Genomic DNA, 25,714 nt, shown 5'->3' on the forward strand with positions numbered 1-25,714 from the left:
ATGGATCTTGCAGGTCAAAAGATCCTCACGATCGGGCTCGGCCGCAGCGGCGTGGCCGCGGCGCGGCTTTGCCTGGAGAAAGGCGCGCGCGTCACGGCGACCGACGCGGCCCCGCGCGAGCGTTTGTCCAAGGAGGCGTTCGCCCTCGAAGCCGCAGGCGCGACGCTCGCCGCGGGCGGACACCCGGCCTCGCTCTTCGACGGGGTCGACCTCGTCGTGATCTCGCCGGGCGTGCCCTCGTTCCCCGCGCTCGAAGCGTTCGAGAGGGCGGGCGGCGAAGTCATCGGCGAGCTCGAGCTCGCGGCGCGGTGTTTCGTGGGCACGCCCATCGCGCTGATCGGCGGGACGAACGGCAAGAGCACGACGACCGCGCTCGTGCACGTGATGCTCGAAGCGGCGGGGAAGAAAGTGTTCATCGGCGGCAACTTCGGCACGCCGCTCGCCGAGGTCGTGGGGCAATCGTTCGACGCGATCGTCCTCGAAATTTCGAGCTTCCAGGCCGAGCGGGTGCCCACGCTGCACGCCCGCGCCCACGCGTTGCTCAACATCACCGACGATCACCTCGACCGGTACCCGGACTTCCAGGCGTACGCCGACGCGAAGGGCAACCCCTTCGTCCCCATGGGTCCCGAGGATACGGCCGTGATCCCGCACGGCGATCCGCTCTGCGCGAAGCAGGCCGCCCGCGGCGGCGCCCGTGTGGTCACGTTCAGCGCGACCGACGAGGCCGCCACCGTGCGCCCCGTCGGCGGCTCGATCGTGCATCGCGACGCGTGGCACAGCTTCCCGCTCGACGCGCTCCAGATCGCCGGCAAGCACAACGTCGAGAACGCATGCGCGGCGCTCGGCGTCGTGGCCGCGTTCGACGTGCCCTTCGACGACAGCGCGGACGCTTGGCTCTCGCGCGCCGTCCGTGCCTTCCGCGGCCTCGGCCATCGCACCGTGCTCGTCGGCGTGAACGACAGCGTACGTTACTACGACGACTCGAAGGGCACGAACGTCGGCGCGTCGGTCGCCGCGCTCCGTGGCCTCACCGAGGACAAGGCCGTCCTCATCGCGGGCGGCAAGGACAAGCTCGGCGCGTACGAGCCGCTCGTCGACGCGCTCCGCGACAAGGGCCGCGGCCTCGTGCTCATCGGCGAGGCTGCTGATCGGATCGCCGCGGCCGCGCAGGGCGTGCTCCCCATCGAGCGCGCCGGATCCATGGCCGAGGCCGTGCAGATCGCGCGCCGACTGGCCCAGCCCGGCGACGCCGTCCTGCTCAGCCCCGCCTGTTCGAGCTTCGACATGTTCCGCGATTACAAGGATCGCGGCGACCAATTTGCCCAGGCGGTCCAGTCCATGCTGGAGGTTCGGTCGTGAGCAGCAGCGCCGTCCTCTCGGGCAACCATGCGATCGGCGAGCGCCGCCATTCGAGCGCGCCCCCGCCGAAGAACCGCCTCCTTCCGCCGAGCGATCCGCCACCCGCGCCGCCGAAAAACGAGGCCCGCGCGCCGCGCAAGGAGAGCCCCGGCGCCGGCAACGGCGTCACCGCGCTCCTCCGTTCGAGCAAGGCCGGCCCCGTGGACTCGGTGCTCGCGGCCGTGGTCATCGCGCTCGTCGGCTTCGGCGTCGTCATGGTCTACAGCGCGAGCGCGATCGAAGCGACCGTGAAGTACCACGACGCGCAGTTCTTCCTGAAGCGCCAGGGCGTCTACGCGCTCGTCGCGCTCTTCACGATGTGGCTCGTGAGCCGCTTCGACTACCGCAAGCTCAAGCCCTTCACGTACCCGATCCTCGTCGCGGTCACGCTCATGCTGGGCCTGACGATCCTCGGCCTCGGCCACAAGGCCGGCAACGCCTACCGCTGGATCGCGATCGGCCCCGTGCACATCCAGCCAGCAGAGACCGCCAAGCTCGGCATCGTCCTCTGGCTCGCGTACTCGCTCTCGAAGAAGGCCGACACGATCAAGAGCTTCTCCGTGGGCTTCTTGCCGCACCTGATCGTCGTCGGCTTCCTCATCATGCTGCTCTTGAAGCAGCCCGACTTCGGCAGCGCCGTCGTGCTCCTGTTCCTCACGTTCACGCTGCTCTTCGTGGCGGGCGCGCGCCTGCCGTACATCGCAGCGTTCACGGCCCTGCTCGGCATGGGCGCGGCTGCGCTCGTGGCCTTCAGCGACTACCGCTACCGGCGCTACCTGGCGTTCATCGACATGGACAACCACCGCCAGGACCTCGCCTATCAGCCCTTCCAGTCCGTCATGAGCTTCGGCTCCGGCGGGTGGACCGGGCTCGGCCTCGGCAAGGGCCTGCAGGTGCTTTACCTGCCCGAGGCGCACACGGACTTCATCAGCGCGATCATCGGCGAGGAGCTCGGCTTCCTCGGCATCCTCGGCCTCGTCACCGCGTACCTCGTCATCGTCTCGCGTGGCGTGAAGATCGCGCTCGAAGCGCACGACGACTACGGCAGCTTCCTCGCGTTCGGCATCGCCACGCTCTTCGGCGTGCAGGCGCTCGTGAACCTCGCCGTCGCCATGGCCATCCTGCCGACGAAGGGCCTCACGCTGCCGTTCATGAGCTACGGCGGCTCGTCGCTGCTCGTGAACGCCGCCGGCGCGGGCGTCCTGCTCAGCGTCAGCCGTCCGCGGACGAACGAGGTTCCGCGAGAGAAGCCCGCGCCCGTGCGCACGAGCGAGGGCGCGCCGAGCGCGTCGGCCCTCATCGCCACGGAGGCCCAGGATGGGGCCGCGGCCGCGGAGGGAGCGAGCGCGTGACGACCCTTCTTCTCGCAGGCGGCGGCACCGGCGGCCACGTCTTCCCGATGCTCGCGGTGGGCGAGGCGGTTCGTGCCGCCGACCCTTCGGCGCGTGTCGTCTACGTCGGCACCGCGCGCGGCCTCGAAGCGCGCGTCGTGCCCGAGCAAGGTGGCGAGCTCGAGCTCCTTGACATCCTGCCCCTGCGCGGCGGAGGAGTTTCCGGGTTCCTGAAGGGCGCGCAGCACGCCGCGGCCTCGATCCCCGCCGCGCGGGATCTCGTCCGCCGCCTCGGGCCGTCGGCCGTCCTCTCCGTGGGCGGTTACGCGGGCGGCCCCGTGTGCTTCGCGGCGCGCACGCTCGGCGTCGCCGTCACCGTGCTCGAACCGAACAGCGTGATGGGCCTGTCGAACCGCCTGCTCGCGCCGTTCGCCGTGCGCGCCTACACCACGTTCCCCGAGGTCGATCGTTTCTTCCGACCGAGCATCGTGCGCCGCCTCGGCGTGCCCCTCCGCAAGGCCTTCGCGCCCGCGCCGTACGAGGTCCAGAAGGACCAGCTCTCGATCCTCGTCCTCGGCGGCAGCCAGGGCGCCAAGGCCTTGAACGAGACCGTGCCGCGCGCGATTTCCCAGGTCGTGAACCAGGTCCCGGGCCTGCGCGTCGTCCACCAGACGGGCCGCGAGCGCGAGGCCGAGGCGCGCGCGCTCTACGAGTCGCTCGGTTTGTCCGGGGCCGCCGAGGTCGTCCCGTTCATCGACGACATGGCCCGCGCGCTCGCGTCGGCCGACCTCGTGATCGCGCGGGCCGGCGCCTCCACGCTCGCCGAGCTCTGCGCCGTCGGTCGCCCCGCGATCCTCGTCCCGTATCCCTTCGCGGCCGACGATCATCAGCTCAAGAACGCGCGCTCGCTGGAGAAGCGCGGCGCGGCCGTGGCGCTGCCGCAGGCCGAGGCCACGGCCGATCGGGTCGCGGAGGAGATCCGCAAGCTCGCGGGTTCGCCCGAGGGGCGCGCTTCCATGGCGCGCGCCGCGGCCGAGATCGGGGCGCCCGACGCGGCGAAGGCCGTGGCGGCGGACTTGCTCGAGCTCGCGCGTTTGCGGGAGTCGAAACACCGGGAGAAAGCCCGGGGAAGGACGGCATGATGTTCCGCGGGCGCGTCCGGCACATCCACTTCGTGGGCATCGGCGGCGTGGGCATGAGCGGCCTCGCGGAGATCCTCCGCTCGCTCGAGTTCGACGTCTCCGGCTCCGACGTGAAGAGCGGCTCCACGACCCAGCGTCTTGCCTCGCTCGGCGTGCGCATCGACATCGGCCACCGCGCCGAGAACGTCCGCGGCGTCGACGTCGTCGTGTATTCGAGCGCGATCCGCGCGGACAACCCGGAACTCGTCGAGGCCCGCGCGCTCGGCATCCCCGTCATCGGCCGCGCCGAGATGCTCGCCGAGCTGATGCGCGTGAAGTACGGCGTGGCCATCGCGGGTTCGCACGGAAAAACCACGACGACCTCGCTCGTCGCCACGGTGCTCCGGCACGCCGGCCTCGATCCCACGGTCGTCGTCGGCGGCAAGATGGCCGCGCTTGGTTCGAACGCGCGCCTCGGCGCCGGCGATCTGCTCGTCGCCGAGGCCGACGAGAGCGATGGCTCGTTCTTGCGCCTGACGCCCACGATCGCCGTGGTCACGAACATCGACCCCGAGCACCTCGATCACTACGGCACCCACGAGAAGATCAAGGACGCCTTCATCGAGTTCGCCGCGCGCGTACCCTTCTACGGCCTCGCCGTGCTTTGCCTCGATCACCCGCACGTGCAGGACATCCTGCCGCGGATCCCGCGCCGCCACGTCACGTACGGCGTCTCGCCGCACGCGGACTACTGCGCGCGCGGCATCCAGTTCCGCGGCCTGGAGACGAGCTTCAACGCGTATCGCCGCGGCCAGCCGCTCGGCGGCTTCACCGTGAAGATGCCCGGCGCGCACAACGTGCTGAACTGCCTCGCGACGATCGCCGTCGCCGACGAGCTCGAAGTCCCGCTCGACGTCACGAAGCAAGCCCTCGCCACCTTCGGCGGCGTCGCGCGTCGCTTCACGGTCGTCGGCGTGCACCAGGGCGTCACGCTCGTCGACGACTACGGCCATCACCCGGCCGAGATCCGCGCCACGATCGAGGCCGCGCGCCGCGCGTATCCCGATGACGCACACCGCATCGTCGTCGCGTTCCAGCCGCATCGCTACACGCGCACGAAGGATCTCTTCGAGGACTTTACGCGCGCCTTCAACCTCGCGGACGTCCTCTTCGTCACGGACATTTACCCCGCGGGCGAGGCGCCGCTGCCCGGCGTGAACGCCGAGCGGCTCGTGCAGTCGATCCGCGAGCACGGCCACCACGACGCCACGTACGTGCCGAACAAGGCCGATTTGCCCGAGGTCCTCGCGAAGGTCACGCGCCCCGGCGACGTGGTCATCGCCCTCGGCGCGGGCGACATCAACAACATGCTGAAGGGCCTGCGCGCGCGGCTCGAAGGCGTCACGGAGCCTCCGCCCGCGAGCCGGGAAGGCGGTCCATGAGCGACGCCCTGCCCACGAACCGCCGGCTGAAGAAGCCCTCCACGCCGCCAATCGTTGCTGCTCCAAGGGATCCGGTCAACATTTGGGGCTCCGGATCGCCTTCGGCGTCCTCCGCCCCAAACCCCGAGCCCCAGCACGACTCGCCGCCGCCGCCCGGGGCCACGACGAGCACGATCCGCCCGCCGAAGCCCAAGGCGAAGCCGCGCCTTTCGCTCCCGCGGCCGAAGCTTCCGCGCGCGCTCTCGTTGTTCCTCGGCGTGATGGTGGTCCTCTCGGCCTCGGTCGCGGTGGCCTGGGGCGCGCGCCGGTACATCATGACGAGCCCGCGCTTCGCGATTCGCACGGTGCTCGTCGACGGAAACCGCCGTTTGCCGGCCGAGCAGGTCGCCGGCGCGGGCGGCGTCACCGTGGGCCGCAACATCTTCGAGCTCGACCTGGAGACGGCGGGCGCCACGATCACCACCGAGCCCTGGGTCGAAAAGGCCCAGGTGACGCGCACGCTCCCGTCGACCGTGCGCATCACGGTCGTCGAGCGTGAGGCCTGGGCCGTGGCCACGATCGGCGGCGAGCTCTACCTCGTCACGCGCGACGGCGACCCGTTCAAGCGTGTCGCCGACGGGGACCCGATCGACCTGCCCGTCGTGACCGGCATCACGCCCGAAAAGGTCGCCGCGGACCGTCCCGGCGTGGTCAACGCGCTGCGGCGTGCGCTCGACGTGGTCGAGGACATGGATCGGGCGGGCATCAGCAAGCGCTACCCGATCCAGGAGGTCCACCTCGAGCGCGACGGCACGATCGTCATGACGATCGGCAAGGACGCGATCTCGCTTTACCTGGGCCAGACGAGGTTTCGCGAGAAGATCGAGCAGGCCGCGCGCGTTCTGATGGAGCTCGCCAAGCGCAAGGCGAATCCCGCGGTGATCTTCCTGGACAACGAAGCACACCCCGAGCGGGTCGTCGTGAGGATGCGATGATCCGCCGCGTCTCGTGCTCGTTGTCGTTCTCGAAATTTGGCCAGCCCCCGCTCGCCATGTCAGCGTCGCCCTGCTTCGCGAGGCGCACGGCCTCCGTATCGGGTGGATGCGAATGAAGAGCAGGATGGAGCAGAGCGAGATTGTCGTTGGTCTCGACATCGGGACGACGAAGGTGTCTGCCGTCGTCGGCGAGGTCGACGCCGATGGGATCACCATCCTCGGCGTGGGCAACGTCCCGTGCCGCGGGCTGCGAAAAGGCATCGTGGCGAACATCGACTGGACGGTCCGGTCGATCGCGGAGGCCATCGAGGCCGCGCAGACGATGGCCGGCGTCGAGATTCGCACGGTGTATGCAGGCGTCGCCGGCAACCACATCCGCGGCCAGTCCTCGGACGGCGTGGTCGCGGTGGGCGGCGGCGAGGTGACGGACGTCGACGTGACACGTGTCCTCGAAGGCGCGCGTGCCATTCCGATCGACGCCGATCGGCAGATCCTGCACGCCTTGCCGCGCGAGTTCACCGTCGACAACCAGGACGGTATTCGTGATCCCGTGGGAATGAGCGGCGTTCGCCTCGGCGTGAAGGTGAACCTCATCACGGCCGCGACGTCTTGCGTGCAAAACGTGGTCCGTTGCGCGGAGCGCTGCGGATTGACCGTGGCGGACGTGGTCCTCGAGCCGCTCGCGAGCGCCGAAGCCGTTCTCTCCGAGGACGAAAAAGAGATCGGCGTCGCCGTGATCGATATCGGCGGCGGTACGACGGATTTGCTGATTTACGTGGACGGCGGAATCGCGCATGCGAGCGTTATTCCGGCGGGCGGAAACAACGTGACGGCGGATCTCGCGGCGGGCCTGCGCACGCCGATGGCCGAGGCGGAACGGCTGAAGCGCAATTTCGGCTGCGCGCTCGGGCGGATGGTCGCGGACGACGAGGAGGTCGAGGTGCCGGGCGTCGGTGGGCATCCGCCGCGCAAGGTGCCCCGTCGGGTGCTTTCGGACATCATCGAGCCGCGGATCGAGGAGATCTTCGCGGTGATCCGCAAGCGCATCGAGGATGCGGGCCTGCTCGATCAGCTCGCGGCGGGCGCGGTTCTCACGGGCGGCGCGGTGCTCATGGAAGGCATGAGCGAATTCGCCGAGGAGATCCTGGGTATGCCGGTTCGTCTCGGCGTACCGGTCGGGATGCGTGGAATCACGCAGCTCGTGGCGGGCCCGCAATATGCAACGGGCGTGGGGTTGCTCCACTACGGAGCGAACCAGCTCCGCGAGGCGCGCGAGCCGCGCGTCGTCGTGGAGTCGCAGCCTCCGCCGCGCCAGACCGCGCCGCGCGTGACGGCGCCTTCGAGGCCGGATCGACGAGAGCTCTCCGAGGAGACGGTCGTCGAAAAACGGCAAGGCGGTCGGTTCTGGAATTGGTTGCGCGCAGCTTTCTGAGCTGACGCACGAGGGTAAATTTCGTAAAACGAAGTCGAGATAGCGAAGCGTGAGTGATTGATAGGCGGTTTCATGGGGGAGAGGCACCCCATGGAGTCGCCCTGGGAGCAGGCGAGGCTCCCTTGGCCCCGAGCGGCCGGAAAGAATTCCCGGGAGGCGTTTCATGAGTTTCTCCATCGAGTTTGCCGACGAGCACGCGGGTTACGACGCCCGTATCAAGGTCATCGGCTGTGGCGGGTCGGGCGGCAATGCCGTCAACACGATGATCAACTTCGGCCTCGAAGGGGTCGAGTTCCAGGTCGTGAACACCGACGCCCAGGCGTTGTCGGCGAGCATCGCGCCGATCAAGGTGCACATCGGCTCGAACGTCACCCGTGGCCTCGGCGCAGGCGCCGATCCCGAGAAGGGCCGCAAAGCGGCGCTCGAGGACGTGCAACGCCTGAAGGAGCTCATCCAGGGCGCCGACATGGTCTTCGTGACCGCCGGCATGGGCGGCGGCACCGGCACGGGCGCGGCGCCGGTGATCGCGCAGCTCGCTCGCGAGGAAGGTTGCCTCACCGTCGGCGTCGTGACGAAGCCCTTCTTCTTCGAGGGCAAGCAGCGCGCGCGTCGCGCCGAGCTCGGCCTCGCCATGCTCTCCGAGCACGTCGACACGCTCATCACGATCCCGAACCAGAAGCTCCTGACGCTCGGCGACGAGGAGCTCTCCTTCGTGGACGCCTTCCGCAAAGCCGACGAGGTGCTCTACCAGGCCATCAAGGGCATCAGCGACCTCATCACGCAGAACGGCATCGTCAACGTCGACTTCGCCGACGTGAAGACGGTCATGAGCAACATGGGCCGCGCGCTCATGGGCACGGGCTGCGCGAAGGGCCAGGGCCGCGCGCGCCTCGCCGCCGAGATGGCCATCACCTCGCCGCTGCTCGACGACATCTCGGTCGAGGGCGCGATGGGCGTGCTCATCAACATCGTCGGCGGCCCCGACATGCGCATGCGCGAGATCGAGGAAGCCGCGACGCTCGTGCAGGAGCAGGCGCACGAGGACGCGAACATCATCTTCGGCGCGACCATCGACGAGACGATGGGCGACATGATCAAGGTCACCGTCATCGCGACGGGCTTCGACCCGAGCGCCTCCGACGCCGCGCAGCAGGCCTCGGGCGCGCTGGTGACCGGCGCGCGGACGCCGCAGGCGATGCCGATCTCGACGGCGCCCTCGCTCTCGAGCGCGCTCTCGGGCGCCCTCACGGGCGGAGGGTCGCGCTCGAACCCGCCGCCGCTCTCGGCGCCGCAGCGCAGCATGCCGCAGCCGCAGCGCGAGGAGCCGGCCTACACGGTGCGCGGCGGTCGCGGCGCGCCTGCCCAGCAGCCGGCCCCGGCCTCGCTCTCGTCGGGCGCCTCGGGGACGCCCTCGCGCGAGCGCGCGACGTTCGTTCCGCCGCTCGACGCGGACTGGGATACGCCGGCGTTCCAGCGCCGTGGTCAGTAAATCCGGGTAGGGGGGGCTGGCCAAGCCGGGTACGCTGGCTTGGTTGACAGCCCCTAGGGGCGACTTATCGTCTCACGGCCTTGCGGCCTGTGCGGCCGCCGCCCCGGTCGCCGCGATCATGAGCCAAAAACGGGATTATTACGAGGTTCTCAGCTTGTCGAAGGAAGCTTCGACCGACGAGATCCGCAAAGCGTACAGGGCGGCTGCCCTCAAGAACCACCCTGACCGGAACCCGGGCGACAAGGAGGCCGAGGCGCGCTTCAAGGAAGCCACCGAGGCCTATCAGGTCCTGTCCGACGACCAGAAGCGCGCTCGGTACGACCGCTACGGTCACGCCGGCGTCGAGGGCATGCCCGACATGGGCGGCCAGGACATCTTCACGCACTTCCAGGACATCTTTTCGGAGCTGTTCGGCGGCTTCGCGGGTGGCGGCGGGTTCGCCGGCGGCGGGCAACGTCGTTCGCGTGGCCCGGCGCGCGGGCAAGACCTTCGCGTCGAGCAACGCCTCACGCTGCGCGAGGCGATGACCGGCACGAAGCGCGAGGTCGTGCTGCGGACGCCCGTTGCCTGCGAGGAGTGCCAGGGCAGCGGCGCCAAGCCCGGCACGAAGCGCAAGACGTGCGGCGTGTGTGAAGGCGCCGGGCAGGTGTCCACCGCGCGTGGGTTCGTCATGTTCACGCAGACGTGCCCCGAGTGCCGCGGCGAAGGCACGGTCGTGAAGACGCCGTGTCCCTCGTGCAACGGCGCCGGCGCGGTCGAGAAGTCGCGCAAGGTCGTGGTGAACTTCCCGGCCGGCATCGACGCGGGCCAGCGCCTCCGCGTGCCCGGACAAGGCATGCCCGGCGCACTCGGCGGCCCGCCCGGCGACCTCTACGTCGACGTCGACCTCCTGCAAGACGAGCGCTTCGAGCGCGACGGCGCCGACCTCGTCACGCGCGCGCTCGTGTCGTTCGCCAGCGCGACGCTCGGCGGCACGTCCGAGATCGAGCTGCCCGACGAGAGCAAGGTCAGCATCGACATCCCCGCCGGCACGCAGCCCGGCGAGGTGATCACCATGCGCGGCAAGGGCATGCCGCGCGTCGACGGCCGCGGCCGCGGCTCGCTCCAGGTCGTCGTGCAGGTGCAGGTGCCGAAGCAGATCTCGGCCCGCGCGCAGGAGCTCTTGAAGGAGCTTCAAGCCGAGCTCGGCCACGAGAACGAGACCGCCCCCGCGGCGTCTGCGGCGACGACGTCTTAAGCGTCCGACAGCCCGAGCCAAGCCCCGAGACAAGCCAGCGCGAACGCGAGCGGCGCGCACGCGAGCGCGATCACCACCGCCACCGGCGCCGCGAGCCCGAGCAGCACGATCGTCCCGACGATCGCCAAGAGCGCGCTGATCGCCGGTTCGAGCACGCTCCGCGCCGCCGACGCGCGCGCCACGATCCACCCCGCGAAGAGGAACGAGAGCAGCGCCGCGCTCGCCAGGAGGAGGAGCGGCGCGACGGCGTTCGACGCGTCGCGATCGATGGCCGCGAACTGGAAGCCGAGCCGTCGCCCGAGCAGCACCGCGCCCACGAGCATCGCCGTGATCATGCCCGTCGTCACGAGCATGCCGAGCCCGATCCAGAAGAACGAGAGGGGCCGCTCCGAGCGCCGGAGCGCCTCGCGCATCGCCCGGAGCGACGGCGGCGCGAGCGGCAAGAGGCGCGGCTTCTTCGGCTCGTGCTCGCGCTCGCGTGGCTCGATCTTCTCCGCCTCCGCGCTCCGCTGGAGCACGTCGCGGACGCCGATCCAGGCGATGACGCCGGCGACCACGAGGATCGGGATCGTCGCGAGCACCGACGCCGGCCCCCGGGCAAACGCGACGTGGTGCGCGATCGCGTTGCCGGCCGCGGCGAGGGCCCAGGCCCCGTTGAACCAGCCGCCGCCCATGCGGCCCTGCCCATCGCGGCCGAGCGCGAAGCCCCACCACGTCGCGAGGCACGTCGCCGCGAGCGTCGTCAGCGCCGTGCGTGCCGGCGCGATGAGCGAGAAGGGAAGGCCGATCAGGAACAACGCGCTCTTCAGCGTCATGAACCCGAGCGCCGCGGCCGCCGCGTACGAGATCGCGTCGATCGGCCGATGTTGCCCCACGCGCAGGCGGAACGCCGGCGTCGCGGCCGCGACCTTGAGCGCCTCTTCGAGCGGCGCGGCCACGAGGTAGGCGTACACGAGCGCCGCGAGATCGATCCCCACGTCGAGCTTGCGCGGCCCGAGCACGCCCGTGAGCGCGCGCTCGCAGAGCTCCGCCGGGATGCACGCGAGCATGCCGAGCGCGAACGTCGCCACGACCGAGCGCGGGCTCGACGGGCGCAGCGTGTCGCGCGAGGCAAACCCCACGTACAGCGCGACGGGCGCTGCGAGGGCGAGCAGGCCGAGGAGGATCTGGAGGGCGAGCAACGGTCTAGAAGTGGAGCCCCAGCACGGCGGTGCCGGTGACCGCGGCACCGTAGCTCGAACCCTCGGCCTTGAGCACTTCTGCGCGTGCTCGTTCGAGGGTCGTGAGATTCGGGTCGCCCTGGATCTCCGTGACCTTCGAGGGATCGAGCCCCGGGCGCGTGAGGCCGAGGATCTCGGCGCTCGCACTCACGCCGAGCGAAAACATGGGCGTGATGTAGTAGTCGAGCCCGGCCTGGCCGCGCACGTAAAACCCGTGGACCTGCGTGTTCTCCAGGGCCGTCGCCGCCGCGCCGCTCTGGAGCGCGCTCTTGAAGCTGCCGAGCGCCGTGTAGCCGCCGCCGAGCTCGAAGTGCGGCTCCAGGTTGCCGAGCGGCAGGTGCAGGCCGATCTCGCCGCCGACGCTGAAGAGGTCCCACGTGTTGAAGAAGCCCACGCGGCCGCGCGCGCCGATCGTGATGAACACGAGCCGCAAGCCGAGCCCCACGCCGATCACCGGGCCGCTCGCTTGCGTCTCGATGAACCCCGCGCTGAAGCTCTGCTCGTCGATGTTGAAGGTCCGCAGACCAACGTGCTGGAAGCCGCCTTCGGCCTCCAGGTACACCCACTCGAGGCCGCGGCCCGAGTCGCCCTTCTTCGCGTCGTCGAGGTCTTGCGAGGTCTCCGAGGCGGCCGGCGCTTGGCTCGCCGAGGGCGCCATCGGGGGCGGCGGCGAAAGCCCTCCGGCCGACATGTCCTGTGCGTCTGCGGTCCGTACGTAGGCCAAGGATACGAGCAAGACCGCGGAGGCGAGCGTGATCCCGGCAAGCCGGGTCGTGCGTTTCGTCGTCACGTTTCTTCGTCTCCCTTCGGTTCGTCGGGATCGTCCTCCCTGCGCGCCCCCTCGCCCTCCAGCATGCTCGTGTCGACAGGTGGGCCGGGGACACGGTAGGCACCCGTGAGCCAACGCTCCAGGTCGAGCACCTTGCACCGGGCCGAGCAGAAGGGCCGCGCGGGATTTTCGGGCCCGAGCACGGCCTCGCGGCCGCACTGCGGGCAAGTCGATCGGGAGGATGCTCCCATGATGGCGCTAACGTAGCAGCCTCCCGGGCGACCATGTAGCCTCGGGGGCATCATGCGCTCGTGGAATCGAGCCGCGGCATTCGTGCTTGCCGCGGCGCTGCCGTTCGGATGTGCGGGTCGTGCGGGCCTCGAGATCACCCTCGAAGGCGAGGACGATGTTTCCGTCCCGCCGATCGACACGGGTCCGCCCCCCGCGGCGGCTCGTGCGGACAAGCTCGATTTGCTGCTCGTCGTGGACAACTCGCGGAACCTCGACGCCGCGCAAGGCCTGCTCGTCGAGACGTTGCCTTACCTGCTCGACAGGCTCACGCGCCCCGCTTGCGTGAACGGCTTCGGCACCATCGTCTCCGAGACGGCGAGCCCCGAGGAGCCTTGCCCCGTCGGCGTGCGGGACTTCGCGCCTGTCAGGGACATCCACATCGGCGTGATCTCCACGAGCATCGGCGGCCACGGTGCGGACATCTGCAGCCCGGCGAGCACGACGTTCGACCCGAGCGCCAACGACCGCGCGCGGCTGCTCACCCGCGCGGCGAGCGGCGGCGCCGTGCCCACCTGGGAGAACAAGGGCTTCCTCGCGTGGGATCCCGGCCAGGCGTCGGACCCGCCGGGCGACGCGGATCTCGGCGCGCTCGGCGCGAAGCTCGCCGAGGTCGTGGGCGGCGTCGGCACGAAGGGCTGCGGCTTCGAGGCGCAGCTCGAGAGCATCTACCGCTTCCTCGTCGACCCCGAGCCGTACCTCGACATGACGCTGGAAGGAAACAAGGCCGTCCCGAGCGGCGTCGACGACGTCCTGCTCCAGCAACGCGCCGACTTCCTCCGCCCCGACTCGGTCGTCGCCGTCCTGCTCCTCACGGACGAGGACGACTGCTCGACGCGTGACGGCGGCCAGTACTTCGCCGTCAACCAGGGCACGGGCACCGATGGCAAGCCCTTCCGCATGCCGCCTGCCCGCAGCGCGTGCGCGTCGAACCCGAACGATCCCTGCTGCGCCTCGTGCGCGCAGCCCACGCAAGTCAGTTGCCTCGGTACGGAGGTCGATCCCGCGTGTACCAAGCTCCCAACGGCGATCGAGGATCCGCTCAACCTCCGCTGCTTCGATCAGAAGCGTCGCTTCGGCATCGACTTCCTCTACCCGACCTCGCGGTACGTCGACGGCTTCACGCGCGACGTCATCCCGAACCGCGCGGGCGAGCTCGTGAAGAACCCGCTCTTCGAGAGCGGCCGCCCGCGTGAGCTCGTCTTCTTCGCCGGCATCCTCGGCGTGCCTTGGCAGGACATCGCGGTCGATCCCAAGGCGCTCGCGACGGGCCTCTTGCCGGCGACGGAGCTCGACTGGTCGCTCCTCCTCGGGGATCCCGAGACGGGCGAGCCGCCCGCCGATCCGCTGATGCGCCCCTCGATCGATCCGCGCGAAGGCATCCACCCGCGCACGGGCATCCCGCTCGCGCCGCCTTCGGCGAGCGCACTCGAAAACCCCATCAACGGCCACGAGCGTACGACCACCGCCCGCGACGACCTCCAGTACGCGTGTATCTTCCCGCTGCGCGTGCCCAAGGAGTGCACGGGGCAGGCCGACTGCGAGTGCGCGGGCACGGACGTCACGACGAACCCCGTTTGCCAAGCTCCCGACGGGAGCTACGGCGCGACGCAACGTTTCGCCCGCGCCGTGCCCGCCACGCGCCCGCTCGCCGTCATGAAGGAGCTCGGCACGCAGGCCGTCGTCGCCTCGATCTGCGCCGAGAAGGTGAGCTCGCCCGTGCAGCCGACCTTCGCCTACAAGCCGGCCGCCGACGCGCTGCTCCGCACGATTCGCCGAAGGCTCGAGCCCGGCGGCTGAACCTCACTCCACGCGCACCGCTGCATAGAGCGCCTCGCCGTCGCGGCGCAGCCGCACGAGCAGCGTCCCCGGTCGTTTCGCCTTGTCCACCACGCGCAGGAAGCCCGCGCCGTCCTCGATCGGCTGGCCGTTGACCTCCACCACGATGTCGCCCACTTCGAGTTCGCCCGCGGCCGCGCCGCGCGGATCGAGCCCCTCGATGCGCGCCCCGCCGCCGAGCGCGTCGCCCACCGACACGCCGATGGTCTTGCGCGGGCCGACGTCCTCCAGCTTCTGCGCCGGTTTCTCCTCGGACACAGGCTTCGCCAGCACCACGCGCTTGACCCGCTCGTCCTTGCCGTGCCGGATCAAGAGCCGCATCGAATCGCCGGGCTTTCTGTGCCCGAGGAGCCGCGCGAGCTCCGCCGCCTGATCGATCGGCTCGTCGTCAGCCGACAAGATCACGTCGCCCGGCTCGATCCCCACCTTCGACGCCGGCCCGTCCGCCTCGACGTCCGTCACGAGCGCGCCCGTCGGCCCCGGCAGCGCGAGCGCCCGCGCGAGCTCGTGCGAGATCGCCTGGAACGCGACCCCAAGCACGCCGCGCGAGACGTGCCCCGCGTCGCGCAGCTCCGGGATCACGGCGCGGACGTCGTCGATCGGGATCGCAAAACCGATGCCCTGCCCGCGCGCATGGATGACCGTGCTCACGCCGACGACGCGGCCGCGCCCATCGAAGACCGGGCCGCCGCTCGAACCAGGGTTGATGCTCGCGTCGGTCTGGATGAGGTGGTCGAACGGCCCGAGCCCGAGGACGCGCTCCTTCGCGCTCACGATGCCCAAGGTGACCGTGTGCCGCAGGCCGAACGGGCTTCCGATGGCCACGAGGTAGTCGCCCACGCGGAGCGCCTCGCTCGTCCCGAACTGCGCAACCGCAAGGCCCGTCGCGCCGCGCAGCGCGAGCAGCGCCACGTCGAGCTTCTCATCCTCACCGAGCACCGAAGCTTCGAGCTCGCGCCCGTCAGAGAGCTGCACGCGCACGCGCTCGGCGCCGTGCACCACGTGGGCGTTCGTCACGACGAGCCCGTCGGTGCTCACGATGAAGCCCGATCCCACCGCCCGCTCGATCGCACGTGACGTCCCGCCCGCGCGCACGCGCTGCGGATCCCCCCGCTCCTCGGCCCCACGTGTGGCCGCGATGCTCACCACGGTCGGCCGCACATGCTCGACGAGCGCCGAGATGTCGAGCGCGACGCCCGCCTCTCCCGGCGGAGCCGGGGGCAACGCCGCCGCCGCCATGGGCGTGATGGCGCGGTCGTTCATGGTCGCATCAGCGCGGTTGCTGCAAGCCGGGACCCCGTGAGCCAGGGCCAGGCCAAGCGTGAAGGCCAGCGCGGAGGACGTCATGGACGGCACGTAAAGCCGTCCCCTTGGGTCGCAAGCGAGCCTCTGCCCATGGGTCTCCTCGCAGGTCGTCGCGCCGGGGCGCTGCCCCGGGCCCCGCGGGGGCTGTTCGCCCCTCGACCCGAACCAGGCACGGCCTGGCCCGTTGGAAGAACTGCGCAACGCGCAGTTCTTCCAACGGGCCGGTGGCAAGACCATGGAGGTGGGTTCCAAGCTGGCGACGGGCACGTTGCCGGTTGAAACGTCAGCGCTGCGGTCTTGGTGGGCAGGGTCGTTGCCGGTCTTGACCCTGGCTGTTCGATGAACTGCGCATCGCGCAGTTCATCGACCCCGAGTCCAGCGCTTGCGCTGGTCCGGGTCCAGGGGTGGACAACCCCTGGTCGGGGCCCGGGGTGAAACCCCGGCTCCGCGCCTCCGCGCGGCGGAGACGGTGCGGTCAGAGCTCGACGCGTAGGAACTGGACGGTGATCTCGACGTGACGCCCGCTCGTTTGCGTGAAGGAGGCCACGCCGCGCTTGCCTTCCCAGCGGTGGGCGAGGCCGAAGGCGCCGGCGCCGCTCGGATCTTCTGGTGCTTCTGTGTCGCTGAGCTCGACGGAGAGCCGGAGGATCTGCTTGCCTGCGGTGACGGCTCCGCCTTGCAGCGCGAAGGTCCCGCCGCGGAGGAGGGCCATGGTGTTCTTGGCGGCCTTGAGCAGGTGCGCGGGCGGGTTGGGCGCGAGCGGCTCGACGCCGGTGATCTTGCCCTCCTCGCTGATGATCATGGCCACCTCGACCGACCCGCCGCTGCCGACGGGCAGCTTCCCCCATGCCGCGTCCGAGCCGCTGGCCATCGGCAGGGCGCGTGTGAAGGCTCGCCCCAGGTCGCGGACCGACGACGCCCCCTCTGCGCCGAACGAGCCCCCGCCTCCCGGAGACGATCCCCCCGGGGGATTTTTGTCTTCGGAGCTGGGGGATGTGTTTTCGGATACGGGGGGCGTCGTTTTGGTGCGGGGGGATGTGTTTTGGGATACGGGGGATCGCTTGCCGGAGCTGGGGGATCGCTCGTCGGAGCTGGGGGATCGTTCGTCGGAGGGGGGGACTGGCTCTTCGGAGGGGGGGACTCGCTCCTCCGGATCCTTTTTCGGCTCCTTCGGCTCCTTCGGCTTGGGCGGATCGGCCTTCGGCTTGGGCGGATCGGCCTTCGGCTTCGGCGGGTCGACCTTGGGTGGGGCCGGCGGCGGCGGCTCGACGGGCTCGCTCGGGGCGGCTGCGGGCGGCTCGCTCGGGGCGGCGGGTGCGGGTGCGGGCGGCGGCGGTTCGACGGGTGCGCCGCCCACCTCGCTGCCTGTCACGTCCACCTCGTGCAGCTCGCCGCCGATCGGCGCGGCCGTCGTCCCGGCCCAGGTATCAGCCGGGGGAGCCAGCTCCTCGGGGGCGCCCTCCTTCCGCAGCCCGGCGGCGGCGATCAGCGACGCGTGCGCCAGGATCGACACGATGACCGCCCCCTGCATCACCCACGTCGTGCTGGATCCGTCGCGTGCCATCCCGGTTGTCCTCGCGCCTTCGCGCTCGTAGTGTCCGTCGGGCAGGACAACGCCCGCGCGCCCACGTTCCCCGGTTCCGGTTCTTGGTTCTCGCTTGGGGGCTCTGCTTGGACAAGCCGAGCTAGGCCCCCAAACCCCCTCCAGGTTACCATGAGGCTCCTCGCCATCTCCACCTCCACGCCTCGCGGCAGCGCGGCCGTCTTCGACGGTGACAAGCTCCTCGGCGCGTCCGTCTACACGGACCTCGCAGGCCACGCCGAGCGCATCTTCCTCGCCGCCGCCGAGGCCCTCGCCGCGGCCGGCGTCTCCGCGGCGTCGATCGAGGCCTTCGCCTGTGACATCGGCCCTGGCTCGTTCACGGGCGTCCGGGTCGGCGTCGCCGCGGCGAAGGGCATGGCCATCGGCCAGGGCGCGCCGCTCGCCGGCGTCGGTTCGCTCGAAGCCATGGCCGCGGACGCCTTCGCGAGCGGCCGGGCCGGGCCTCACGACGTTGTCGTCGCCGCCCTCGACGCGAAGAAGCAGGAGCTCTTCCTCGCCGCCTTCGACGCGCACGGCGCCGTCTGCTGGGCCCCGCGCCACGTGCCCCGCGCCGACGTGGCCGCGCTCGTGCTTGCCGGCCCGGGTGCTTCCCTTCCGCCGGGCGGGCTCCTCCGTGTTGTCGGCGAGGTCGCGGCCGAGGATCCGGGGCTCGAAGCCTTCGTCCTCCGATCCCCCGGGACCGACCTGCCCGACGCTGCGGCCGTGGGGCGCGTCGCGCTCGGCCGGCTCGTGGCCGGCGGTGACTTCGACGCCGAGCATGTCGAGCCGCTTTACGTCCGTCCGCCCGACGCGAAGCCGATGGCATCGGGCGGGCCCAGCTAGGTAGACTCGCCACCGGATGGACCTACTCGACGAAGATCCCGAGGCCGCCGAGGCGGCGCGTGTGCTCATCGCGCGCTTCGGCAAGAGCTTCCAGCCCGGCGAGGTGATCTACCGGGAGGGCGAGCCCGGCACGGAGGCGTATCTGCTCGAGGAGGGCCGCGTGCGCCTCATCAAGAAGGTGCGCGGCGCCGAGCGCAGCTTGATGGTGCTCAAGCCTGGCGACCTCTTCGGCGAGTCGGCCCTGCTGCCTGGCGCCGAGCGCTCCTCCACCGCGGTCGCGCTCTCGTCCGGCCTCGCGCTCGCGATCGACCAGGCGACGCTGCAGAACTTGCTCGAGCACAACGCGGGCATCGCCTCGCGCATAGTCAAGCAGCTCGTGCGACGGCTGCGGGATGCCGAGGATCAGATCGAGCTCATCATGCTCACGGACGTGCAGTCGAAGATCGTCAGCGCGCTCCTCAAGCTCGCGCAGCAGACGCGCGAGCCGGGGGGCAACAACGCGCTCTTCTCGGTCTCGCCGATGGAGCTCGCGACGCGCGTGGGCCTCGACGTCGACACCGTGAAGCGCAGCGTGCAGAAGCTCCGGGAGGGCCAGTACATCCGCGTCGCCGACGAGCGACTCGAGGTCCCGGACATCGAGGGCCTGCGAAAGCTCTACGGCCTGCTCGGTCAGAAGGACGAAGTCGCGAACGAGGCGTGATTTTGCGCTCGTCCGTCCGAATGTTTCGCCTCAAAGCAACGCGAAATCTTCCCGCATAACACGCCTTGTGTCCCCCACGCCACCCTTTCCAGGTGTAGGTGTGTTTCTTTGTTCCGGTGCGTGGGGGCGGGCGTCTTTTGCGGGTTGACGCTTCTTCCAGCCTGGGTTACCCAAGTTTTCCCGGGCGACTGGCCCGGATTTGGGCCTCGGGCAGAGCCCAGGGGCGGATCGGGAGAGTCCTTCTTCGACGAAACAAGGGCATCTCGATCAGTAAGGACGCATGATCCAGGGGCAAACGGGCAAGAAAACGGGCGTTTGGTCGCGCAGGATGCGTGGCCCTGCGGCGCTCGCTTGCTCGGTCTTGTTCCCTGTGCTGCTCACGTTCGCGCCGGCGTGCAGCGGCGCGCAGGAGCGTGTGGACGGCGTCGACGCGAAGGCGCGTGCCGAGTACGACCTCGGGCGGGAGGCGTTCGAGGGAGGACGGCTGCGCGAGGCGCTCGGCCATGCGCAGGCCTCGCTCCGGATCGACGAGACGAACCCCGACGCGCACTACCTCTCCACCGTCATTCTTTTGGCATTCTGTGCGTCGGACGAGACGTCGACGGATTGCCGTTTCGAGGCGGCGGAGCGCCACGCGCGCGCCGCGCTCGAGTCTGCGCCCGAGATGCGCGACGCGAAGAACGCGCTCGGCGTCATTCTCGTGCATCGGAAAAAGTACGACGAAGCTGTGGCCGTCCTCAAGCCGCTGGCCGAGGACATTCTTTATGCTTCCCCCGAGCAGGCGTGGGGAAATCTTGGCTGGGCATATCTTTCGCGTGGGAGCCTCGACGAGGCGATCGACGCGCTTCGGCGGTCTCTCGCGGCGCAGCCGCTGTTTTGTGTAGGGAACTACCGGCTCGGGCTGGCGTACGAGAAAAAAGGCGAGCTTGCGCTTGCGCGAGAGGCCTTTACGAAAGCGCTCGAGACAGATAAACCTCAGTGTCGGAACCTCCAGGAGGGGTTCGCCGCCCGCGCTCGCGTGGCGGGGAAACTCGGGCAGCAAGATCTCGCCCGGGAAGATCTCGAACGATGCCGCGATGTGGCCCCGGCGACAGTGGCCGGGAAGCGTTGCGCTGCGGAACTCGGATCGTTGCAATGAGTCTTTGCGCGGCTTGTTTGAAACGTGCAAAAGGGAGTCAATCGAATCGATTGAATGAACGGGTGAAGTAGGGATGGAGTCGATCGGCCGCTACCTGAGACATGCCCGTGAGACGAGGGCAATGAGCGTGGAGGAAGTCTCCCGCGCCACCCGCATTCCCGTCCCCTCGATCGAGCGAATCGAGGCGGATCATTTCGATGATTTGCCAGGTGAAGTGTTCGTCCGGGGGTTCCTGCGCGCCTACGCGCGGGCCGTCTCCCTCCCCGTGGAAGAGGTGCTCGCGCGTTATACCGCGAGCCGCCGCGTCGCCGTGGTCACTCCACTTCCCATTGCCTCCCCCGCTGGAGGTTCGCAGGGCAAACGCTTCGGCGTGGCGATGGCCTTCGTCCTCCTGCTGATCCTGTTCACGCTGGCCCTGAGCATCGTCATGCGGCCGCGCGGGCACGATATGCCCCCTGAATTGTCGCAGGTGGGGGACTCGCAGGGCGTATCCTCGAGCCCTATGCTCGGGGCGTGACCGAGCCAAGCGGGCGTCGCCGGGGCCGGAGCGCCCTCCTCAAAAAGATTCTGCGCACCGAAGCGCTGCTCGTCCGGCGGGTCCCCGTGGGCGAGGCCGATCTCATCGTCACGCTTTTCACGGAGGCGCGGGGAATCGTTTCGGCTGTGGCGCGATCGGCCCGTCGATCGAACAAGCGTCTCGTCGCGCTGGAGCCGATGCACCTGCTTCGCGTGACCCTCGAAGAGCGCGAGCAAAAAGACCTGGCCGTGCTCGGCGAGGCCGCAATCGCGCACCCGCGCATGCACCTCGTCGCTGCGCTCGATCGTCTGGAAGCCGCAGGCAGAGCGCTGCGCTGGGTCCGATCGGTCGCGCCGCCGGGCACACGCGAGCCGGGGCTTTTCGCCACCGTAAACGAACTGCTCGACGCGCTCGACACACCCGCGTCCACGCGCTCGCCCGAAGCAGAGCTCGCGACATCAGGCTTGCGTTTGCTCTCGGATATGGGCTTCGGCCTGGTGCTCGATCGATGCGTGCGGTGCAGCCGCGTTTGCCCGGCAGAGGCGCCCGCGTGTCTGGATGCGCTCGCCGGCGGGCTCGTCTGTCGTGCTTGCGGCGGAGCGCGACTCGTGCTGCGGGCGGACCTCCGCGCGCGCGTCGAGGCTGCATGCGCAGGCGACGACGAGGCACTGCGCGCAGAGGACACGCGAATCGTGGTGGACCTCGTGGAGGCCGTAATCCAGGCGCACGCCGGTCCGGCGAAGTAGGCGCCTAGGCGCGCGCTTCCTTCGGCTCCATCGGCAGATACCGCCGCACCGCCCGCGGCACCCCATAGGTCTGCTCGATCTCCAGGTACGGCCGACCCGGCGTATTGCGTGGAAACGCGAAGCTCGCCGTATTCGCATATCGCTCCGTGAGCGCCTCGCGGTGCGTGTGACCAAACACCACGAGCCGCGCGCCCGTCGTGTCCGCGATCCGCGCCGCGCCCTCGGCGAGCTGCTCGGCCACCGACCCGGCATAACGGTTGTGCCCGCGCGCCCAGCTCAGCGTCATTGCGAGCGCCCCGATCGAAAACGCCGCTCCGCCTGCCCGTTTCTTGCCGAGCGCTGCCGCCGAGAGCCCTGCGCTCATCGCCAGCGTGGACAGCACCCGATCGAAATAGAGACGCGAAAACGTCCGGCTCAAGCTGGCCATCGTCGGCCGCGCGCCGAGCGGCAGCATCGTGCCCACGAGCTCGGGCGGAATGCCGAGCTCCGCGATGAAACGAGCGGCCTCCTCCGCGCCGAGCGGCGCCTCGTCCTCCGCGCGCCGTTGATACGTCCGCCCGCTGCGGAGCATCGCGTGAATGGCAGCGTGGAAATAACGATAGATCACGTAGGGCGCGCGCGGGCCGTAGAACGAGAACGCGGAGAGGAAGAGCCGGAGGGGCGTCTCGTCGTTCATGTTGAGGTAGCGAAAGGCGCCTGTCGGCGCGATGAATTGCTCGACGAAATGGACGCCGAGGCTCGCTTCGCCCACGACGAGCGGGTGAGCTGGGGCGTTGTCGGGGTCGTAGAGGTGGCCGTGCTCGATGTGGAGGTCGCCCTCGCGAAAGAACCAAGGGGTCGTGCGCAGCCGCGCGCGCGCCTCGGCCGGCGGATCGAGCGCCGTCACGAGGGCGCTCCGGAAATCGGCCAGCGCGAGGGCTGCGTCGTGGTTGCCGCTCACGAGCCAGAGCTCGCCTCCTCGCGCGAGGTGCCGGCCGAACGCGGCTTTGGCGGCCGGATGCGCCTCGAACACCGCCTCGACCGCGCGCGGCAGCGGCAGGCGGGGCAGATCGGCCGAAAGATCGAAGAGATCGCCGGCGCACACGATTCGCGCGCCCGGGTGCGCGTCGACCAGGCGGGCGAGATCCTCGGACACGGCCCGTGGCACCGAGCGGGTCAGGTGAACGTCACCGAGCACGACCGTGGAGGGCGATTGCACCATGGTCGTTTCTTATGACGCGTCCAGTCGGGGCGAGCAAAGTGATGTTTCCGGTCTCCGAGCGCCCGGCGGGCAAGGGATGGGGGCTCTCGCTCGGCAAGCCGAGCTACCGCCCCCATATCCCCATCGACAACCCCGAGGGCACGCACCAGGGAGCCATTCATGGAGAGCTCGATCCGTCGCCGAGAGGCCAATGAGCAGCCCCTCATGGGGCAGATTCGCCACGCCCTGGAGATGCGGGACGTGGAGGCGCTCGCGGACCTTTATGCCGAGGACGCGATCCTCGAGGAGGTCTCGAGCCTGAACCCGCCCGCGCACCCCATCGTGGTGCACGGCCGCGAGGCCATCTTGAAGCAGCTCCGCGACGAGTTCCTGCGGGACCCGGTCGGCGGGTGGCATCGTGAGGTGAAGAGCACGGACATCATCGACGAGATGGAGACGGATGAGGCCGTCGCCTTCACCGAGGTGCGTACCTATGCGGCCGGCGACAAGGTGATCACGCAGCACCTGGCGCACAAACGGAACGGGCGTATCCAGCACGATCGGCTGGTCGTGGCGCGCGACTCCGATTGACGGGGCCCGGCCGGAGGCGCTCGTTCGAGCGCGCGCTCCATTTCGGCGAACACCTCCGCGTCTTCGTCCATTCGCCGCGCGTGTCGAGGTTGGTGGGGTAGGCCCGCTTTTCTCTTCGCGCGCGGCCTCGGCGTCGTCCGGCGAGACGAACCGCCCGGCCGTGCTCGGCGCGTGATAGCGTCGAGCACGGAGGTCGAGGGAGATGAGACGTCGCTCGCTTGGATTGGGCTGGTTCGTGATGTTCGCGGCGATCACCGCGTATGCGTGCGGGGGGGGCGGGGAGAATTCGTCGGGCGCGGGCGGCGGCGGCACCGGCGCCGCGGGGCCCGGCGGCTCGGGCGGCGGCGCGCCCGACGCGGGCGAAGACGGGCTGTTCGTCGATCATGGCCCGGTCGTCTCGCTCACCGTGGATCCGCCAACGGCCATGATCGTCGTGCAGAATGGTGTCGCCGCGCCCGTCGACTTCCAGGCCATTGCCACGTTCCAGGACCAGACGACCGCCGTCGTATCGGCGGATTGGACCTTCGATCGGCCGGACGTGGCGCTCGTGGGCCTCGGCACGGGCAAGCTCTCGCCGACGGGCACGGTGGGCGGCATGGGCAAGGTGACGGCGAGCTCGAATGGGCTCACGGCTTCCGCGGACGTCACGGTCAAGCTCGCATTCGTGGAGAACGCGGGCGGGCTCACGCCCGAGGAGCAAGCGGCCTTCGACGCGCCGGATCCGGGCCCCTCGGGCTCGATCGTGTACCCCTACGACAAGACCGTCTTCGCGCGGGGCATTCTCGCACCCGAGATCATGTGGAATGGCGGCGCGCCGGGCGACGCGTGGCTCGTCCACCTCCAGCAATCGTACGTCGATGCGAAGTTTTACGTGAAGGCCGATCCGCCGTCCGCCTTCCTCATGGCGGAGGACTTCTGGGGCAAGCTGGCGGCCTCGAATGCGGGCGAGCCCGTGCAGGTCTCCGTCTCGCGTTTCTCGGGCGGCAAGGCGTACGCGCCGGCGAGCCAGACGTGGTCGATCGCCCAGGGCAGCCTGCGCGGCTCCATTTATTACTGGGCCGTCAACACGGGCCAGCTCATGAAGATCTCGCCCGGGTCGGCGAACCCGTCGGTCGTCTTCGATTCGGGTTCGTACGATCAGCTCGGCGCGCCGCCGCCGCCCGATTACGATCAGTACCAGCCTCCCTGGTCGCAGGGCGTGAACAACAAACGTTGCGTCGCCTGCCATGTGGTCAGCAAGGACGGCAGCCGCCTCGCCGCCGTCTTCGAGCGCAAGGGCCAGGCGCCGAGCCCCTGGGGCACGATCGACCTCACGCTGCCGGATCCGCAGGTCATCCAGGTCTCGTCGTACAATTCGCAGACGCTCTTCGTCGCGCTCACGCCCGACGGCAAGGTCGCCGTGCAAAACGACGTCGACCTCCGCATGCGCATGAAGGACGCGACCACGGGCGCGGCGATCCCGAGCGCGCTCGACGGGATCGCCGACAATACCGCGGACCCGGCCTTCTCCCCCGACGGCAAGCTCCTCGCGTTCTCCAGCTACGTCACGGGCGCCTACCCCGTCGAGTTCTGGCGCGGCGACCTCGACGTCTTCGATTTCGACGCGGGAACCAATGCGCTCGCGAACCGCCGCCAGATCGTCGCCGCCGGCAACCTCGCGATCGCGTTCCCGAGCTTCTCGCCCGACTCGCAATGGCTCCTCTACCAGAAGGGCGATTACAGCCGCGCGAAGTACGGCGCGAACCAGGTCGGCCTGAACGACCTCTACATGGCGGACGTGGCCAAGGCCGTCGGCGAGATCCCGCTCGACGCGGCGAACGGCGTCGGATACCTCGACGAGAAGAACCGCCGCATCAATTACCAGCCGACGGTGAACCCCATCGCGGTCGGCGGCTATATGTGGGTCGTCTTCGTCAGCCCGCGTGATTACGGCAACCGCATGCTCTCGGCGACGAACCCGACCTACGAGAATCGCAAGCAGCTCTGGGTCGCGGCGATCGACGTGAACCCGACGCCCGGCAAGGACCCGAGCCACCCGGCGTTCCTGCTGCGCGGCCAGGATCTTTCGACCATCAACATGAGCGGCTACTGGTCGCTCGAGGCCTGCAAAGGCGAGGGCAACTCCTGCGCGCAGGGCTTCGAGTGCTGCACGGGCTTCTGCCAGCCCGACGGGAGCGGCACCTACGTCTGTGTCCCGCCGCCCGCGGGCAAGTGCTCCGAGATCGGCGAGAAATGCACGACCGGCGCCGATTGCTGCGGCGCGCCCCAGGACCAGTGCATCGGCGGGTTCTGCGCGCAATCGCAGCCGAAGTGACGTCGCAGCCGGGGGGCCCTCCCGCCCCCCGCGCCTCGCTTCCCGATCAGCTCCGACTCGCGGACCGGATCAACCCTCGGACGAACTGGATCCCTCCGAAGATGATCGCGCCCCACGCCATCACGTATTTCCCGCCGCCGTTCGAGGCGCTCGCGTACGTGGCGGCCGTGATGACGATGCCGCCCACGCACCAGAGCCCGCCCACAACCATGTCACGCTTGCCATCCATCGCTGCTCGTCTCCCGCGCCGTGCGC

The 25,714-nt window shown here is 69.8% G+C and carries 24 protein-coding genes; 17 read left to right on the top strand and 7 right to left on the bottom strand.

The features are described 5' to 3' along the window. The 8 genes from murD to dnaJ all read left to right on the top strand — a co-directional run bounded on the left by murD (position 1) and on the right by dnaJ (position 10,427). Entirely contained in the window at positions 1–1,362 is a 1,362-nt protein-coding gene (murD, locus tag POL67_RS09285) for a UDP-N-acetylmuramoyl-L-alanine--D-glutamate ligase (protein ID WP_271916835.1), read from the top strand. Beyond that, a complete protein-coding gene (gene ftsW / locus POL67_RS09290) occupies positions 1,359–2,753 on the top strand; it encodes a putative lipid II flippase FtsW (protein WP_271916837.1) in 1,395 nt (464 codons plus the stop codon). The genes murD and ftsW overlap by 4 nt, the downstream gene beginning before the upstream one ends. Further along, positions 2,750–3,874, top strand: coding sequence for an undecaprenyldiphospho-muramoylpentapeptide beta-N-acetylglucosaminyltransferase (murG, locus tag POL67_RS09295; RefSeq protein WP_271916838.1), 1,125 nt, complete (start codon positions 2,750–2,752; stop codon positions 3,872–3,874). The genes ftsW and murG overlap by 4 nt, the downstream gene beginning before the upstream one ends. After that, on the top strand, positions 3,871–5,295 hold the full coding sequence (gene murC / locus POL67_RS09300; protein ID WP_276075533.1) for a UDP-N-acetylmuramate--L-alanine ligase: 1,425 nt from the start codon (positions 3,871–3,873) through the stop codon (positions 5,293–5,295). The genes murG and murC overlap by 4 nt, the downstream gene beginning before the upstream one ends. Continuing rightward, the gene (locus tag POL67_RS09305) at positions 5,292–6,269 is read left to right on the top strand and encodes a cell division protein FtsQ/DivIB (RefSeq protein ID WP_271916840.1); all 978 of its coding nucleotides are present in this window, start codon (positions 5,292–5,294) and stop codon (positions 6,267–6,269) included. Before murC ends, POL67_RS09305 begins: the two co-directional genes overlap by 4 nt. A gap of 112 nt (positions 6,270–6,381) precedes the next feature. Continuing rightward, the gene (ftsA, locus tag POL67_RS09310) at positions 6,382–7,701 is read left to right on the top strand and encodes a cell division protein FtsA (RefSeq protein ID WP_271916842.1); all 1,320 of its coding nucleotides are present in this window, start codon (positions 6,382–6,384) and stop codon (positions 7,699–7,701) included. Between the two features lie 163 nt (positions 7,702–7,864). Continuing rightward, positions 7,865–9,190, top strand: coding sequence for a cell division protein FtsZ (gene ftsZ / locus POL67_RS09315; RefSeq protein ID WP_271916844.1), 1,326 nt, complete (start codon positions 7,865–7,867; stop codon positions 9,188–9,190). 118 nt (positions 9,191–9,308) lie between these two features. Then, a complete protein-coding gene (gene dnaJ, locus POL67_RS09320) occupies positions 9,309–10,427 on the top strand; it encodes a molecular chaperone DnaJ (RefSeq protein WP_271916847.1) in 1,119 nt (372 codons plus the stop codon). Here dnaJ and POL67_RS09325 read toward each other — a convergent pair. The 3 genes from POL67_RS09325 to POL67_RS09335 are packed head-to-tail and all read right to left on the bottom strand — an operon-like array spanning position 10,424 to position 12,667. After that, on the bottom strand, positions 10,424–11,608 hold the full coding sequence (locus tag POL67_RS09325) for a PrsW family intramembrane metalloprotease (RefSeq protein ID WP_271916850.1): 1,185 nt from the start codon (positions 11,606–11,608) through the stop codon (positions 10,424–10,426). The two genes, dnaJ and POL67_RS09325, sit on opposite strands and share 4 nt — an antisense overlap. 4 nt (positions 11,609–11,612) lie before the next feature. Further along, on the bottom strand, positions 11,613–12,437 hold the full coding sequence (locus POL67_RS09330) for a hypothetical protein (protein ID WP_271916851.1): 825 nt from the start codon (positions 12,435–12,437) through the stop codon (positions 11,613–11,615). Then, positions 12,434–12,667, bottom strand: a complete 234-nt coding sequence (locus POL67_RS09335; RefSeq protein WP_271916852.1) for a DNA gyrase inhibitor YacG — start codon at positions 12,665–12,667, stop codon at positions 12,434–12,436. Before POL67_RS09335 ends, POL67_RS09330 begins: the two co-directional genes overlap by 4 nt. Positions 12,668–12,719: 52 nt before the next feature. On the opposite strand from POL67_RS09335, the gene POL67_RS09340 reads away from it, so the two are divergent. Next, entirely contained in the window at positions 12,720–14,504 is a 1,785-nt protein-coding gene (locus POL67_RS09340; protein WP_271916853.1) for a hypothetical protein, read from the top strand. A 3-nt stretch (positions 14,505–14,507) separates the two neighbouring features. Here the strand turns inward: POL67_RS09340 and POL67_RS09345 are convergent, their stop codons facing one another. Together POL67_RS09345 and POL67_RS09350 are read right to left on the bottom strand one after the other, a co-directional pair. Continuing rightward, positions 14,508–15,806: a trypsin-like peptidase domain-containing protein gene (locus POL67_RS09345; RefSeq protein WP_271916855.1), complete on the bottom strand. Its 1,299-nt coding sequence runs from the start codon at positions 15,804–15,806 to the stop codon at positions 14,508–14,510. A gap of 517 nt (positions 15,807–16,323) precedes the next feature. After that, positions 16,324–17,412 (bottom strand): hypothetical protein, encoded by a 1,089-nt coding sequence (locus POL67_RS09350; protein WP_271916856.1) that lies wholly within the window; start codon positions 17,410–17,412, stop codon positions 16,324–16,326. Positions 17,413–17,562: 150 nt separating this feature from the next. Here POL67_RS09350 and tsaB point away from each other — a divergent pair, with 150 nt between their 5' ends. The 5 genes from tsaB (at position 17,563) to recO (ending at position 21,374) form a co-directional block, all read left to right on the top strand. Beyond that, a complete protein-coding gene (gene tsaB, locus POL67_RS09355; RefSeq protein ID WP_271916858.1) occupies positions 17,563–18,273 on the top strand; it encodes a tRNA (adenosine(37)-N6)-threonylcarbamoyltransferase complex dimerization subunit type 1 TsaB in 711 nt (236 codons plus the stop codon). Positions 18,274–18,289: 16 nt separating this feature from the next. Then, entirely contained in the window at positions 18,290–18,973 is a 684-nt protein-coding gene (locus POL67_RS09360) for a Crp/Fnr family transcriptional regulator (RefSeq protein WP_271916860.1), read from the top strand. 280 nt (positions 18,974–19,253) lie between these two features. Next, positions 19,254–20,111, top strand: a complete 858-nt coding sequence (locus POL67_RS09365) for a tetratricopeptide repeat protein (protein WP_271916862.1) — start codon at positions 19,254–19,256, stop codon at positions 20,109–20,111. A gap of 73 nt (positions 20,112–20,184) precedes the next feature. Next, positions 20,185–20,628 carry a helix-turn-helix domain-containing protein gene (locus POL67_RS09370; protein ID WP_271916865.1) on the top strand — a complete coding sequence of 148 codons (444 nt, stop codon included), beginning with the start codon at positions 20,185–20,187 and terminating at the stop codon, positions 20,626–20,628. Then, complete coding sequence (recO, locus tag POL67_RS09375; RefSeq protein WP_271916866.1) at positions 20,625–21,374, top strand: DNA repair protein RecO; 750 nt, start codon at positions 20,625–20,627, stop codon at positions 21,372–21,374. The genes POL67_RS09370 and recO overlap by 4 nt, the downstream gene beginning before the upstream one ends. 4 nt (positions 21,375–21,378) lie before the next feature. Here the strand turns inward: recO and POL67_RS09380 are convergent, their stop codons facing one another. Then, positions 21,379–22,575, bottom strand: coding sequence for a metallophosphoesterase (locus POL67_RS09380; protein WP_271916867.1), 1,197 nt, complete (start codon positions 22,573–22,575; stop codon positions 21,379–21,381). 41 nt (positions 22,576–22,616) lie between these two features. On the opposite strand from POL67_RS09380, the gene POL67_RS09385 reads away from it, so the two are divergent. From POL67_RS09385 to POL67_RS09395, 3 genes are all read left to right on the top strand, one after another. After that, on the top strand, positions 22,617–22,769 hold the full coding sequence (locus POL67_RS09385; protein ID WP_271916868.1) for a hypothetical protein: 153 nt from the start codon (positions 22,617–22,619) through the stop codon (positions 22,767–22,769). A 10-nt stretch (positions 22,770–22,779) separates the two neighbouring features. After that, complete coding sequence (locus POL67_RS09390; protein ID WP_271916869.1) at positions 22,780–23,145, top strand: nuclear transport factor 2 family protein; 366 nt, start codon at positions 22,780–22,782, stop codon at positions 23,143–23,145. 202 nt (positions 23,146–23,347) lie between these two features. Beyond that, a complete protein-coding gene (locus POL67_RS09395) occupies positions 23,348–25,459 on the top strand; it encodes a TolB-like translocation protein (protein ID WP_271916871.1) in 2,112 nt (703 codons plus the stop codon). A 46-nt stretch (positions 25,460–25,505) separates the two neighbouring features. Here POL67_RS09395 and POL67_RS09400 read toward each other — a convergent pair whose 3' ends face one another. Further along, positions 25,506–25,688 carry a hypothetical protein gene (locus POL67_RS09400; RefSeq protein WP_271916872.1) on the bottom strand — a complete coding sequence of 61 codons (183 nt, stop codon included), beginning with the start codon at positions 25,686–25,688 and terminating at the stop codon, positions 25,506–25,508. Positions 25,689–25,714 lie beyond the last annotated feature (26 nt).

The sequence above is a fragment of the Polyangium mundeleinium genome (genome assembly GCF_028369105.1).
Lineage (GTDB): Bacteria > Myxococcota_A > Polyangia > Polyangiales > Polyangiaceae > Polyangium > Polyangium mundeleinium.

What these genes read in the sequence shown, in the direction of transcription:
- murD (WP_271916835.1), top strand. Translation starts at nt 1, where the DNA reads ATGGATCTTGCAGGTCAAAAGATCCTCACGATCGGGCTCGGCCGCAGC.
- murC (WP_276075533.1), top strand. Translation starts at nt 3,871, where the DNA reads ATGATGTTCCGCGGGCGCGTCCGGCACATCCACTTCGTGGGCATCGGC.
- POL67_RS09305 (WP_271916840.1), top strand. Translation starts at nt 5,292, where the DNA reads ATGAGCGACGCCCTGCCCACGAACCGCCGGCTGAAGAAGCCCTCCACG.
- ftsA (WP_271916842.1), top strand. Translation starts at nt 6,382, where the DNA reads ATGAAGAGCAGGATGGAGCAGAGCGAGATTGTCGTTGGTCTCGACATC.
- ftsZ (WP_271916844.1), top strand. Translation starts at nt 7,865, where the DNA reads ATGAGTTTCTCCATCGAGTTTGCCGACGAGCACGCGGGTTACGACGCC.
- dnaJ (WP_271916847.1), top strand. Translation starts at nt 9,309, where the DNA reads ATGAGCCAAAAACGGGATTATTACGAGGTTCTCAGCTTGTCGAAGGAA.
- POL67_RS09335 (WP_271916852.1), bottom strand. Translation starts at nt 12,667, where the DNA reads ATGGGAGCATCCTCCCGATCGACTTGCCCGCAGTGCGGCCGCGAGGCC.
- POL67_RS09340 (WP_271916853.1), top strand. Translation starts at nt 12,720, where the DNA reads ATGCGCTCGTGGAATCGAGCCGCGGCATTCGTGCTTGCCGCGGCGCTG.
- POL67_RS09345 (WP_271916855.1), bottom strand. Translation starts at nt 15,806, where the DNA reads ATGAACGACCGCGCCATCACGCCCATGGCGGCGGCGGCGTTGCCCCCG.
- POL67_RS09350 (WP_271916856.1), bottom strand. Translation starts at nt 17,412, where the DNA reads ATGGCACGCGACGGATCCAGCACGACGTGGGTGATGCAGGGGGCGGTC.
- tsaB (WP_271916858.1), top strand. Translation starts at nt 17,563, where the DNA reads ATGAGGCTCCTCGCCATCTCCACCTCCACGCCTCGCGGCAGCGCGGCC.
- POL67_RS09360 (WP_271916860.1), top strand. Translation starts at nt 18,290, where the DNA reads ATGGACCTACTCGACGAAGATCCCGAGGCCGCCGAGGCGGCGCGTGTG.
- POL67_RS09365 (WP_271916862.1), top strand. Translation starts at nt 19,254, where the DNA reads ATGATCCAGGGGCAAACGGGCAAGAAAACGGGCGTTTGGTCGCGCAGG.
- POL67_RS09370 (WP_271916865.1), top strand. Translation starts at nt 20,185, where the DNA reads ATGGAGTCGATCGGCCGCTACCTGAGACATGCCCGTGAGACGAGGGCA.
- POL67_RS09380 (WP_271916867.1), bottom strand. Translation starts at nt 22,575, where the DNA reads ATGGTGCAATCGCCCTCCACGGTCGTGCTCGGTGACGTTCACCTGACC.
- POL67_RS09385 (WP_271916868.1), top strand. Translation starts at nt 22,617, where the DNA reads ATGTTTCCGGTCTCCGAGCGCCCGGCGGGCAAGGGATGGGGGCTCTCG.
- POL67_RS09390 (WP_271916869.1), top strand. Translation starts at nt 22,780, where the DNA reads ATGGGGCAGATTCGCCACGCCCTGGAGATGCGGGACGTGGAGGCGCTC.
- POL67_RS09395 (WP_271916871.1), top strand. Translation starts at nt 23,348, where the DNA reads ATGAGACGTCGCTCGCTTGGATTGGGCTGGTTCGTGATGTTCGCGGCG.
- POL67_RS09400 (WP_271916872.1), bottom strand. Translation starts at nt 25,688, where the DNA reads ATGGATGGCAAGCGTGACATGGTTGTGGGCGGGCTCTGGTGCGTGGGC.